Below are 12,744 nucleotides of genomic sequence, written 5' to 3' on the forward strand. Positions count from 1 at the left end.
GTCGTCCCGGTTCCCCGGCGCTGTCGACCTTAACGGCTACTCGGGCAGCCGTAGTTCCAGGTCGCCGCGGGGCGTGACGCCCTCCCGGGTGACGGCTCCCGCGCCCTCCCGGCCGGCGGGCCGCCGGTGCGGCAGACAGCGGGAGGACGGCGGGCGGCCCGGGTGCTCAGACCGTCGCGCGGCGCTCGGTCATCATCCGGGCCATCTCGCCGATGCTCTCGGCCTCCATCAGCTCGTCGTCGCTGATCTTGATGCCGTAGTCCTTCTCCAGCAGCATCGACAGCTCGACGACGGCGAGGGAGTCCAGCTCGGCCTCCTCACGGGTGGCTTCCTCGGTGATCAGGTCGGGGGAGACCTTGAGCATGGAGACCAGGATCTCTTTGAGGGTGTCGAACATGGCGGGTTTCCTTTCCGCAGGGATCAGCCGACGGGCGACGTCGGGCCGGGTGAGGGCGGCCGGCCCCGGGGGCCGGCCCGCGGTGAGCCGCCGGCCGCGGACCCGGCCGGCGGCGTGGGCGGCAGCGACGCCGCGGCGGTGGCGCCGGCCTCGGCGATGCCGGCCGGGCGGCGGCCGATACCGGCCGGCGCCCGCCGGGAGGGGGGACTTCACGCCGGAGCCCCGGCAGCGGCCCCGGACGACAGCACCTCCACGGGCAGGCCCATGTAGGCCATCCGGGACTCGGCCATCTCGTCCGTCCAGCGCTCGGCCATGTCGTAGCGCTCCTCGGGCGTGGTGTCCAGCAGCCGGGTGCCGGGCCAGATCTCGTAGTCGCCGATCTTGTCGGCGTGCTCGGCCATGCCCTGCTGGAACAGCTCCTCGCGGTGGATGACGAACTTGCGGTCGTCGATCGCGTCCCACAGCTCCACCCCGGCCCGCAGGATCTCCATCAGCCGCGGCCGGTACTCCGGGTGGGCGCGCACATGGTCGCGCAGGATGGTGCTGGCGACCGTCAGATGGCGGATCTCGTCGATCGCGGTGCCGCGGGATATCTCCCCGGTGGCCGGGGACAGCGGCGTCCACTTGCGTTCGCTCAGCTCCGCGGCCGGGGCGAGCACGCCCTCGATGACGATGGCGAACACCGCCACCCCGCCGGCGAAGTCGCGCTGGGTCTGCACGATGTCGAGGGTGAAGTCGATGACCGGCTGGAGCACCTCGCGGTGGTAGTCGGCCGCCATCTCCTCGATGTCCCGCAGCAAGGTCGCCTCCGGCATCCCCAGCTCCACCAGGTGGTTGCGGAACACCCGGGCGTGCCGGGCCTCGTCGATCAGCTGGGTGGCGTAGAACTCCATCTCGGGGATGCCCGGGGCGATCTCCACGTAGGGGGCCAGGATCCGGGTGGCGACCTCCTCGGACAGGCCGCGGAAACCGAACTCCAGGACCAGGGCCTCGCGCAGCGGGCCCGGCGCCCTGAGGAAGTCCGGCACCCGCGCGCTGTCGTGGTGGCCGGTGACCCCGCGGCCGCGCAAAGTGCCCTGGGCGACCTGGGTGATCCAGTAGGCGAGGTTGCACTCCTCGGGCCCGAGAGCGAGTTCCTTGGCGCCGTCGAGCAGACCAGGAGCGGTGTCCCAGTCGGCCTCCTGCGCCACGGTGCTGGGCGTGGAACCGGTCATGGCGGGTGGTGCTCCTTTCTGCCCCGGGCCCACGGCCCGGGGGACGGCGGGATGTCGTCAGCGGGCGGCCGGGGTCACCGCACGCTCGGCCGGCCGCGCCGCCCGCCCCGCGGGGGCGGGGGCGATGTGGCCGACCGGCTCCGGGTCCTGGGCGTGGCCCACCGGCTTGGGGTGCTTCAGCCGCAGGTCGTCCAGCAGCCGCAGGTAGCCCTTCTGGGTGACCGGCTCATACGGCAGCGCGAAGGACTTCATGAAGTTGCCGAACAGGCCCCGGTCACCGCTCAGGTGCCACGGGATCGCCAGCAGCGCCCACTCCGGGCCGATCACCGCGCACCACAGCGCGACGACGGCGCCCTGGGTGATCAGGCTGTGCATGACGTTGTAGAGCACGTAGTAGAACTTCGGGATCGGCTTCCCGCCGCTGCGGCGGAAGGCGATCGCCCCCGGGATGTACCCGATCAGGTCGATGTACAGGAACAGGCCGATGGCGGGCAGCCAGCGGATCTCGTCCAGGTGCATGATGATCAGCACCGAGCACACCGCGAAGGCGACCAGGTACTCGGCCCGGTGCAGGGCGAAGGTACGCGGCGTCTCGAAGGGGTTCGCCTGGTCCATGACCTGCCCCCCCTCTTCAGACGCCGACGATGTCGGCGGGCGTGCCCAGCGCGACCTCGCCGCGCAGCCGCGTGCGGTCGAACAGGCCGGTCACCGCCCAGGCCACGGTCTCCTTGATGACCCGCTCGGCGATCGGGTCGAGGATGCCCTCCAGGCTGGGGATGCCGAAGTCGAAGTCGACCTCGAAGTGCACCACCACGTCGGCGCCTTCCTGGGTCAGCGCCCACTTGCCCGCGAAGTGGTCGAAGTCGCCGTCCTCCTGCTCGAAGACGATCTCCAGCTCGTCGCGGGCGAAGCGGTCCTCCTCGGTCCAGCGCAGCAGGCCGCTGCGGAAGTGCAGCTCCCAGCTGGAGCTGCCCACGGCGGCGGGCAGGGAGCCGTGCACCGTGGTGGAGCTGACGTGCGGCGCCAGCTCGGGGAAACGGTCGAACCTCGCGATGGACTCGTAGACGGTCCCCGCGTTCTCGCCCAGGACCACCGCGTCCAGTTCCACGTGCCGCATCAGTTGTTACCGCCTTCCGGCATCCTGGCCGAACCGGCGACCAGGTCGAGAGTGGCTTTGTCGAAGGAGTCGAGCAGGAACTCCACATCCAGCGGAGTCAGCGTGGCGGGCGGGGTGAAGCGGACCACCGAGCTGCCGTTCATCGAGTGGTTGGCGACGACCCCGTGGTTGAACAGCTCGATCAGCAGCTCCCCGGCCAGGCCGGGCTCGGCCAGCTCCACCCCGATCAGCAGACCCCGGCCGCGCACGTCGACCACCAGGCCGGGAATGTTGCGGTGGGCGATCTCGGCGATCCTGGGCAGCAGCCGGGCACCGAGGTCCATCGCCTTGGTGACCAGGCGCTCCTCCTTGACGGCCCGGATGGCGCCCTGGACGGCGGCCATCAGCAGCGGCTGCCCGGAGAACGTCGCGGTGTGGACGTAAGGGTCCTTGTCGAAGGGGCGGAACGCCTTGCGGGTGGCGACGGCCGCCGAGACCGGCACCACACCGCCGCCCAGCGCCTTGCCCGCCAGCAGCACGTCGGGGACCACCCCCTCGATGTCGGCGCCCCACCACTCGCCGAGCCGGCCCATGCCGCTTTGCACCTCGTCCAGGATGAGGAAGCCGTCGTACTCGCGGACCAGCTCCTCCACCCGCTTCAGGTAGCCCCGGGGCGGAATGATCACCCCGCCCTCGCCCTGCACCGGCTCCAGGATCACGCAGACCTCGCCCGGGTGCGCCCGCAGCTCGGCCTCCAGCGCGTCCGCGTCCCCGTACGGCAGATGCGTCACATCGGGGATCAGCGGCCGGAACGGCTTCTGGTAGACCTCCTTGGCGGTGGCCGACAGGGCACCCAGCGTCTTGCCGTGGTACCCGCCGCCCATGGACACCGTCCGCTTGCGGCCGCCCGCGCGGGCCAGCTTCAGACCGGTCTCGACCGCCTCGGCGCCCGACAGCGCGAAGTGCACCCGGTCCAGGCCCGGCGGCATGACGGAGACCAGCGCCTCGGCGGCGCGGGCCACGGTCGGCTCCAGCAGGATGCGCGTGGCGACGGGGTGGGTGTCCAGCTGGCGCTGGACCGCCTCCATCACGATGGGGTGCCGGGCGCCCATGATGAAGACGCCGTAGCCGCCGGCGTTGAGGAACCGCTCGCCGTCGCTGGTGGTCAGCCAGTTCCCGGAGGAGGCCACCTCCATGTGGCTGCCGAACAGTTCGGCGAGGGTGGCCCGGCCCTTGCTGAGGTGGGCCCGGTACAGGCCGAGGATCTCTGCCTCGGTGTCGACCCGCATGTCCTGGGTCACGGTCACGGATAACTCCCTGGGAAGAACGGGCTGGTGGCATCGGGGCCCGGGGGCACCGGGCGGCCGGGGCGCGGGTCAGGACAGGTCGAGCGGGGCGCCGTTGAAGTAGTCGGCCAGCGGCCCGGACGTCGCCGACCGGCCCGGCGGGTGGAAGATCAGCGGCCGGACGGAGGCGGCGAGCCGGGAGTGGTCGGAGCTCTGGATGAAGTCGACCCCGCCCAGCAGTTCCAGACTCAGCTGGGCGGACCTGGCCAGGGCGTCCTGGGCGGCGTAGCGGGCGATGAGCACCTGGGCCACCGCCTCCTCGCCCGACAGGCCGTCGCGCACCGCGCGGGCCGCGCCCTCCAGCAGCGCGAAGGCGCTCTCGGTGTCGACGACCACGGTGGCGCGCTCCCCGGCGGTGCCCCGGCCGCGCTCGAGGACCAGCTCGGCCAGGGCCGCGGCGGCGCCGGCGTAACCGGCCGAGATCAGCATCTCGAACCAGATGACGCCGGCGGTCTGCAGGTCGTCCAGCCGGTGCGGGTCCTCGGCCGTGGTGCGGACGACCATGGCGTGGGGCACGAAGACGTCGGTGAGCCGGATCTCCTCGCTCTGCGAGGCGGCCAGGACGTCATTGCCCCAGAACGAGTGCACCGTCAGGCCCGGCGCGCCGGCCGGGACCAGCGCCAGGGCCAGCTCGGGGGAGCCGTCGGGGCCGGGGACGGCGATGGAGGCGGTGAGCAGTTCCATCGAACGGGCCAGGCTGCACGGCTTCTTCGCGCCGTTGAGCCGGTAGCCGCCCTCGACGGGCTCGGCGACCACCGACGGCGTGAAGATGTTCTGCTGGGTCCTGCCCTCCGCCCAGCCCGACGCCATCAGGATCTGATCGGGCACCACGCGGTGCAGCAGGTCGAGCTGGCCGGGCTCCAGGCGCCCGGACTCCTCGGCGAGCGCGTACAGCATCGAGACCGTGAAGTGGTGCATGGTCACACCGGCGGCCACGGACGGCGAGGCGGCGCCCAGCGCCCGCTGCACCCGCACCGCGTCCACCGGGTCGGCCCCGTGCCCGCCGAACTGGGCGGGCACCAGCAGGCCCACACCGCCGTGCTCGCGGAACACGTCGACCGCCGGGCTCCCCAGGGCCTCCCGCTCGGCGAAGGGGATTGCTTCCAGCGCCTTGAGCAGCCCGGGGTGATACCGGTCGCAGACCGCGCGGGCGGAGTCGAGGGAGCGCACGGACGAACACCTCCGTTGGGTGGTACGGAAAACGGCTGGTTGGACGGCCTGCCGAGCGGCAGCCGGCCCGGACGGGGACCGGCCGGGCCGCCGGGACCGGTGGCGCGGCGGCCGGCCGCCGGGGGAGCGGCGAGCGGCCACCGGACCGGCGCGGCCGGCCTCGAGGACCGCCGGCCCGCCAGGCTCTGAGGCCGCAGACCCGGTGGCCGGAGACCCGGTGGCCCTGCGGCCCCGAGGTTCGCAGAGCCGTGGGGGCCGTGGGACGCGGGCCCGGCCCGTGGTCCCGGGCCGCGGCCGGTGTGCCCGGGCCCGTGGGCCGCGCGGTCCCGGGGCCCGCCCGAGGCCGTGTGGCCCGCCGGACCCGTGCGGGCCCGGCCCGGGCCCGCGCCCGGCCCGCGGGGTCAGGGCCCGAAGACCGCCTCGTGCGGGCTGACGTCGTGGGCGATGCTCACGCCCTGGATGTGCGAGGTCTTCAGGATCGGATAGTTGGCCTCGCCGTAGACACCGCCGGTCAGGCCGGTGCCGCCGTGGCTGGGCAGATACGGCAGGAAGCCGATATGCGAGTCGTTGATCTTCAGCAGTCCGCCGTTGACGACGCGCTGCACGAACGCGTTCATCACCCGCGCCGACTTCACCCACAGCGAGTTGCGCAGACCGTACTCGTTGGAGTTCACGAAGTCGATGAACGTGTTGAGCAGTTCGTCCTCGTCGGCGGCGTCGGCCGGCTGGGGCACCACGATCGGCAGCAGCGGGAAGAACGTCTCGCTGCGGACGATGTCGTGCTGGCGGGCCCCGGCCAGGCCGTCCACCCGCACCACGGTCGGCTGCAGGAAGACGCCGGTGTCCGACACGGTGCCGTCGACCTCGGTGCGCTGCCCGCCGGTGATGATCTGCCCGCCCAGGTCCAGGGACTGCCGCAGCAGCGCGAAGAACTTCTCGCTGCGGCGCACCGGGGACAGCAGCACGTCCTCGTCCTCGGGGTAGCCGGGCTTGACCAGCTTCACCCGCTCGCGCACCTCGGCGATGAGCTCCTCGGCGATCTCGGGGTGGACCAGGACGCAGTTGGGCACCATGCAGATCTGGCCGGAGCCGTAGAAGGACTCGCAGATCGCCTCCGCCGCCTTCTTCAGGTCGGCGCCCTTCCAGATGACGATGGTGTCGTTGCCGGCCAGCTCCAGGATGGGCTTCTTGCCGTTGGCCACGCACTTCTCCTGGAAGCGCAGGCCCTCCTCGCTGCCGCCGATGTAGAAGATGTCGTTGACCAGCGGCGAGGCGATCCAGCGGTCCAGGGTCTGCTTCGGGTTGGAGCACACCGCGTTGAGGATGCCGGCCGGCGCGTCGATCTCCTCCAGCAGCGGACCGACCACGTCACGCATCAGCCACATGGTGCTCAGCGCGATACTGCGCGGGGCGCGCATCACGACGGCGTTGCCGGCCATCAGCGCCAGCACGGCCAGGGCCGCGCTGGGCGCGGGCGCGTTCTGCGGCGGGTTGAAGGCGACCACGCCGTCGGGCTGGCGGCGCACGATCAGCCGCCGCCCCTCGTGCTGGAACTCGGTGTGCATCCGCTGCCGGTACCAGTACAGGCTCTCGTCGCTGTAGATCTGCTTCATGCAGCTCAGTTCCCAGCGGGCCAGGCGCAGCGGATGCGCCTCGGCCGTCAGGATGTCCAGGAACTCGTCCTCGCGCCGGATCAGTTCCTCGCGGAACATGCTGCCCAGCCGCATCCGGCGCTCCAGCGGCACCTCGGCCCAGGCCGGGGCGGCGGCCGCGGCGGCCTCCGTGGCCAGGTCGATGGAGGCGTCGCCGGCGATGGCGCAGCGGCCCACCACATACGGGTGGCCGGCGGCGTCGGAAGCCGGGTTCTGCTCGAGTTCACGCTTCAGGCTGACGCTCGTGAAGACATCTTCGAGAAGGGACCGGGCGCTGACCGTATAGACCCAGCCATCGCCTTCGACGTCCTTGCCCGCGATGTAGAGCTTGTAGCTGCGGAGTTCCTTGTCAGGCATCAAAGGACCTTTCCAAGTCTATGGTCCTGCTCACTGTCCATGAGCCCACCGGGAAACGATCCTGTCAGCGACGGCTGACTCGCCGCTGACATTCCCCTCGTGAATTACCGCAGCGCCGCTTCGATCCAGTCGCGCAACGCGTCGGCGTCCATGGACTCGATCCGGGCCGCGGCGTCGGCGACATCGGCGGACCCGCCGAATTCGAGGAATTTCTCCCGCATCAGCTCGGCGTGGTGGGCCCGGGTGTGCGGGCCGGCCGCCGCCAGCGGGATCATGCGCTGCCGGGAGGCGGTCCGCCCGTCGGCCAGACGCACCGTCACCCGGGCCCCGGTGGCCTTGGCGGACGAGGTGAACGCGGCCCGCGTGCGGTCTCCCGCAGCGCCCCGGGCGAGCTCGGCCACCTCCTCCCCGGCGAAGGCGCGCAGCCAGGGCCCGGCCGCCTCCCCGGCCTGCCGCACGGCCTCCCCGAACGGGGCCTCGGAGGCGAACAGGGCCCGCGTCAGCTCCGGGTCGTGCACCAGGCGCACCCGCTCGGCGACGTCCCAGCGGGCCCGCTCGTTGAGCAGCGGCGCCGCGAAGTCGTTGACCGTCAGCCCGCCGGTCAGCAGCGCGGTGGCCACCGGGTACGGGGTGTGCAGGACCAGCGCCCCCAGCGGCGAGCCCGGCCCGACGATGTACGACGCCGCCTTCTTGCCCGCGAACAGCGTGTACAGCGACGCCTCGACGACGATCTCCTCGATGTCCTCGGGCCGGCAGGGCCCCAGCTGGCGGTACAGCTCGGCGGCGCAGTCCACGGCCGCGTCGACCCCCGGCCCGCCCGGGTGCATCTTGAACGACAGGGTCTCGGTGTGCCAGCGCTCGCCGAGCCCCGCGCTGACCGCGTCCGGCAGCGGCACCGAGGCGAAGCGGTCCAGGAACCCGTCGGGATGCTCCAGGATGTCCACGGCGCCGTGCAGCCCGGCGCGGGCCGCGTCACAGGAGTCCATGGCGGTACGCACCGGGGTGAAGGTGTTGAACAGCCGGGCGTCGCTGGCCAGGAAGGCCCGCATCAGCGGCCAGTTGGGCATGGCGAAGGCCAGGCCCAGCGCGTTGCTCCACACCGCGTCGTCGGCGCCCTCGCAGTGCAGCCGCCCGCTGACCGCGCCCGCCAGATGGGTGTGCACGGCGCTGTGGCCGCGCAGCGGGCCCAGCGTGGCGGCCGCGGTGATCCGGGCCGCGCACTCGTTGGCGGCCACCACCGCGGCCAGCAGCGCGGGACCGTCCAGGCCCCGGGCGCGGGCGAACGCCAGCGGCACCGACACCGTGGAGTTCGACAGATGGCCCGCGTACGCGGTGTCGTCCAGGTTCAGCCAGGAACCCAGCCCGGACAGCACGCACGCCGAGGCCCGCGGATCGGCCTGCAAGGGCGGCCCGAAGCCGTCGATCAGACGCCGGCCCAGCGGATGCGCGGCCCCCGCCCGGATCGAGGCCAGCTGCGACAGCAGCTGGCTGGAGGCCAGGGCCCGCACCCGGGCCGGGATGTCCTCAGGTCGCAGCCACGCCGCCCAGCGGCACAGCTCCTTGAGTATCGACACGCGTCACTTCCTCCTCGGGAGCACCCCAGACCGGCAGCGCGCCCGGCAGCACCTCGACGGTCATGCTGGCCCAGGTGAGGTGCTGTAGTTCACCGTCGTACTCGAAACGCAAGGGCTGGCCGTCGGTCCGCTCCACGACGATCCGCCGGCCCCGGCCGCGCACCACTCCCGCCCGCCGGGACAAAAGGCCCCGGCGGGCCAGCGACGGCACCTCGGCGGCGGGCACCTCGGCGCCGACCACGCACACGTCCAGCAGCCCGTCGTCCAGCTCGGACCCCTCCAGCAGCAGATACTGGCCGCCGCGGTGGCGTCCCCCGCCCACGTTGGCCAGGACGGTAAGGCCCTCGTGCAGCACCCGCCCGTCGACCGTGACCCGCCCCGGGTAGGGGGTGAAGGCCGCGGCCGCCTCGGGCAGCGCCCGCGCGTACTTCTCCCGGCCGGCGGCCGCGACGGCACGGGCCGCGATCAGCCCCTCGGCGATCAGACCCGAGCAGGCGCCGAGCAGCACCGGCTCCCCGGTCTCGGCCACCAGCCCCAGATCGATACGGCGCAGCCGGGCCCCGCCGCCCCCGCCCGCCCACAGCGCCCCCAGCGACTGGTCCCACGGCCGGTCCGCCCACAGCATGCGGTAGGCGGAGTTGCCGGTGCCCGCGGGCACGATGGCCAGGGCGGCACGCCGCCCGGGGGCGTCGGGGCCGGCCAGCGCCTCGACGACCTCGTGCACCGTGCCGTCACCGCCCACCGCGACCACCAGGTCCGGGGCGGCTCGCGCCCCGGCGGCCAGGGCGGCGCGGACGGCCTCGGTGGCGCCGCCGCGGTGCGTCGTGCGGTGCACCTCGACGGCGTCGAGCCGCTCCCGGCACATCCGCACGGCCTGCTCGACCAGATCGGGGTGGGCCGTGCCCGCCGTGGGGTTGACGACGACGAGGGCCCGCCGGGGGGCCGGGGATGCCGCGGTCGGCATGAGGCGATTCTCCAGACGCTGCGTCGGTGATCGGCGGCCGGACGGGAATCGGCGTGGCACATCCCGCGGCACGTCCCATGTCAGTGCCCGGCGCGGAGAGGGCAGGATTCGAACCTGCGTGGGTTTGCACCCGACGGAAGCGAACTCCGGTCCCCGATAAGCCACTCCGGGCACCTCTCCCAGTTCCCGGGACGTATTTCCTCCCGGTCGCGCCGCTTACGTTTCCACCCCCTCCTGATATTCGCCTGACAGGCGGCTGACACCCGCATAGGGCCCCGGAATTCCGCTCTTCCGGGACACGAATATCCAGTGCTCTACTTCCCTCAGTCCAGTTCCGATACAGAACGGGAAGGAAGAGGCTTGATGTCTTCGACACCCACACTGGAGAACACCGCGCCGGGCAAGACGGCGCTGTACGACACCGTCCTCCACGCGATCCGCACGCACACCCGGGCCGAGAACCCCAGCGCCTTCCTGGCGATGAGCCGGGGCACCAGCGCCTTCACCGCCCCCGGCCTCGACGGCGTCATCGCCTACCGCAAGGCCGGCCGGTACCTCATCCAGTTCGGCGGCCCGTTCGCCGCCGACGACTCCTACCGCCCGCTGCTGGACCGCTTCATCGCCCACGCCCACGGGCAGGGCCTGCGGGTCGTGGGCGCCCAGCTCCAGCGCCACGACGCGCAGGCGTACGCCGAACGCGGCTTCACCGTCAACCAGTTCGGCTCCTCCTGGGTGGTGCACCTGCCGGACTTCACCCTGCGCGGCACCCGGTTCATGCGCATGCGCAACAAGATCTCCCGGGCCTTCCGCAGCGGCCTGACCGTCAGGGAGGTGCCCGCCGAGGACATGACCGCGGCCATCCGCGAGATCGACACCGCCTGGCTCGGCTCCAAGGGCGCCGACGCGCGCCCGCTGGAATTCCTCGTCGGCGAACTGGGCGGACCGGCCCAGCGGCACCGCCGCCTCTTCGTCGGCACCATCGACTCCCGCCCCGTCGGCTACATCTCCTACTCCCCGGTCTACGGCAGCAGGGCCGGCTGGATGCACGACCTCAGCCGCCGCATCCCCGACGGCACACCGGGCCTGATGGAAGCCATCAACTCCCACGTCATCGACCTCTTCAGGGCCGAGGGAGCCCAGTGGCTCCACTTCGGCTTCACCCCCTTCACCGGCCTGGACGCCGCCAGCGAACTGCCCGGCCACAGCGCCTCCTTCCAGTGGCTGATGCACTTCCTGTGGGAGCAGGGCGCCGCCCTCTACCCCGCCCAGACACAGCTCGCCTACAAGGAGAAGTGGGCGCCCCAGGCGCCGATACCCGAGTACGTCGCCTTCGACGGGCCCGCCTCCGTCGCCGCGTTCGCGCACATCTTCCGCGCCTGCAACGCCTTCTGACCCACCCCCGCGCCCCACCCCCGCCCCCGTCCCGCATCCGCCGCCCCGCCGCGGCGGCGAACAAGGAGCAAGCCGCCATGACCACCCAAACGCCCACCGGCACCGCCGCCCCCGCCCGGACCGACGCCCTCAAGCAGCAGCTGGTCGAGTCCCTGATGGGCGTCATCAGCGCCCCCGACGACCTGGACACCGCACGCCGCGCGGACGACGTCCTGCGCGCCCTGGACACCCAGCTCGCCCGGCAGCCCGCCACCGCCTGACACCCCCCGGCGGGCACCCGCCCGATGCCCGGGGCCCGCCCGCCCCTGCCGTCTTCCAGAGCGCCATCAGCGGGACATCAGCACGGTGCCCGACGCTGAAGTGTGCTTTCATCCGGCGCCCCGCGCCGGGATACGTCCTGCCCCGAGGAGATCCTTCTATGCAGTCTCCGAACATCAGCGAGACACAGTCCGGCACGGTACGGCAGCTCGACACCGGCCTTGCGGTCGCGACGGGGGAGCTGAGCAGCCAGGGCGCCTCCGCCAGCTTCGCCGAGCTGCTCAAGCGCGTGAAGGCCGAGGGGCTCCTCGACCTCGACACACGCTACGACTACCGCCGCCTCGCCCTGAACATGTCGCTCATCGCGGCCGGCCTGGTCGCGTTCTTCCTGATCGGCCAGTCCTGGTGGCAGATGCCGGTCGCGGTGTGGATGGGCCTGTGCGGGGTGCAGAGCGCCTACATGTGGCACGAGGTCGGCCACAAGGCGATGTTCCGCGACAAGCGCATCGGCACACTCACCGCCTACTTCCACGCCAACTTCTTCAGCGGTGTCAGCTACGCCTGGTGGGTCAACCACCACAACCGGCACCACAGCCACCCCAACCACATCAGCCTCGACCCCGACATCGGCCGCCGCACCGCCATCTTCGACATCAAGCAGTACGCCACCCGCACCCCGGTGCAGCGCTTCATCGTCCGCCACCAGCGAGTCCTGTTCTTCCTCCTCCTCGTCCTCGAGGGCTACAAGATGGAGAAGACCACCATCAAGGAACTCGCCAGGAGCGGCGCCAAGCACCGCCACCTGGAGATCGGCCTGGTCGTCCTGCGCACCGCGATCTACCTGACCGCCGTCTTCACCGTCCTCACCCCGGTGCAGGCCGTCGCCTTCATCCTGGTGCAGCACGCCGCGCTCGGCGTCTACTTCGGCCTGATGTTCGCGCCCAACCACAAGGGCATGGAGGTCCGCGACGGCGAGAAGGAGACCCTGGACTGGCTGGAGCGCCAGGTCCTCACCTCCCGCAACATCCGCCCCAACTGGTGGATCGACTTCCTCTACGGCGGCCTCAACTACCAGGTCGAGCACCACCTCTTCCCGGCGATGCCGCAGCGCAACCTGGCCCGCGCCAGGGAACTCACCCGCGAGTACTGCGCCGAACGCGGCATCCCCTACCTCGAGGTCGGCTTCTGGGAGTCCTACCGGCAGGTCGCCACCTTCCTGCACGAGGTGAGCGAACCGACCCGGCGCAAGGACAAGGCGGCCGCCTGACCCCCGCCCCCGGGCGCCCACCGCCCGCTCGACCCCCCGCACCTCTCGTCTGCGCCC

General features: G+C 72.2%; 12 protein-coding genes and 1 tRNA gene. 3 read left to right on the forward strand and 10 right to left on the reverse strand.

The features are described 5' to 3' along the window. Positions 1-166 precede the first annotated feature (166 nt). The 10 genes from AB0L74_RS30460 to AB0L74_RS30505 all read right to left on the reverse strand — a co-directional run bounded on the left by AB0L74_RS30460 (position 167) and on the right by AB0L74_RS30505 (position 9,950). Positions 167-397, reverse strand: a complete 231-nt coding sequence (locus AB0L74_RS30460; RefSeq protein WP_365659418.1) for an acyl carrier protein — start codon at positions 395-397, stop codon at positions 167-169. Positions 398-606: 209 nt separating this feature from the next. Further along, complete coding sequence (locus AB0L74_RS30465; protein WP_365659421.1) at positions 607-1,611, reverse strand: VlmB-like protein; 1,005 nt, start codon at positions 1,609-1,611, stop codon at positions 607-609. 57 nt (positions 1,612-1,668) lie between these two features. Next, positions 1,669-2,226 (reverse strand): hypothetical protein, encoded by a 558-nt coding sequence (locus AB0L74_RS30470; protein ID WP_365659424.1) that lies wholly within the window; start codon positions 2,224-2,226, stop codon positions 1,669-1,671. 16 nt (positions 2,227-2,242) lie between these two features. Continuing rightward, entirely contained in the window at positions 2,243-2,728 is a 486-nt protein-coding gene (locus AB0L74_RS30475) for an SRPBCC family protein (RefSeq protein WP_365659427.1), read from the reverse strand. Then, positions 2,728-4,014, reverse strand: coding sequence for an aminotransferase class III-fold pyridoxal phosphate-dependent enzyme (locus AB0L74_RS30480; RefSeq protein WP_365659430.1), 1,287 nt, complete (start codon positions 4,012-4,014; stop codon positions 2,728-2,730). The genes AB0L74_RS30475 and AB0L74_RS30480 overlap by 1 nt, the downstream gene beginning before the upstream one ends. A gap of 69 nt (positions 4,015-4,083) precedes the next feature. Further along, the gene (locus AB0L74_RS30485; RefSeq protein ID WP_365659433.1) at positions 4,084-5,223 is read right to left on the reverse strand and encodes an acyl-CoA dehydrogenase family protein; all 1,140 of its coding nucleotides are present in this window, start codon (positions 5,221-5,223) and stop codon (positions 4,084-4,086) included. Positions 5,224-5,624: 401 nt separating this feature from the next. Further along, entirely contained in the window at positions 5,625-7,232 is a 1,608-nt protein-coding gene (locus AB0L74_RS30490) for an aldehyde dehydrogenase (protein WP_365659436.1), read from the reverse strand. A gap of 104 nt (positions 7,233-7,336) precedes the next feature. Continuing rightward, positions 7,337-8,806 carry an MmgE/PrpD family protein gene (locus AB0L74_RS30495; RefSeq protein WP_365659439.1) on the reverse strand — a complete coding sequence of 490 codons (1,470 nt, stop codon included), beginning with the start codon at positions 8,804-8,806 and terminating at the stop codon, positions 7,337-7,339. Further along, positions 8,757-9,770, reverse strand: a complete 1,014-nt coding sequence (locus tag AB0L74_RS30500; RefSeq protein ID WP_365659442.1) for a diacylglycerol kinase family protein — start codon at positions 9,768-9,770, stop codon at positions 8,757-8,759. Before AB0L74_RS30500 ends, AB0L74_RS30495 begins: the two co-directional genes overlap by 50 nt. A gap of 93 nt (positions 9,771-9,863) precedes the next feature. Further along, a tRNA-Arg gene (locus AB0L74_RS30505) sits at positions 9,864-9,950 on the reverse strand. 183 nt (positions 9,951-10,133) lie between these two features. Between AB0L74_RS30505 and AB0L74_RS30510 the strand changes: the two genes are divergently transcribed. The 3 genes from AB0L74_RS30510 (at position 10,134) to AB0L74_RS30520 (ending at position 12,687) form a co-directional block, all read left to right on the forward strand. Further along, complete coding sequence (locus AB0L74_RS30510) at positions 10,134-11,162, forward strand: DUF2156 domain-containing protein (protein WP_365659445.1); 1,029 nt, start codon at positions 10,134-10,136, stop codon at positions 11,160-11,162. Positions 11,163-11,239: 77 nt separating this feature from the next. After that, the gene (locus AB0L74_RS30515; protein WP_365659448.1) at positions 11,240-11,422 is read left to right on the forward strand and encodes a hypothetical protein; all 183 of its coding nucleotides are present in this window, start codon (positions 11,240-11,242) and stop codon (positions 11,420-11,422) included. A 158-nt stretch (positions 11,423-11,580) separates the two neighbouring features. Then, on the forward strand, positions 11,581-12,687 hold the full coding sequence (locus AB0L74_RS30520; protein WP_365659451.1) for an acyl-CoA desaturase: 1,107 nt from the start codon (positions 11,581-11,583) through the stop codon (positions 12,685-12,687). The last annotated feature ends 57 nt before the right edge of the window (positions 12,688-12,744 follow it).

This window comes from Streptomyces sp. NPDC052020 (assembly GCF_040680575.1).
In the GTDB taxonomy this organism is placed as follows: Bacteria; Actinomycetota; Actinomycetes; order Streptomycetales; family Streptomycetaceae; genus Streptomyces.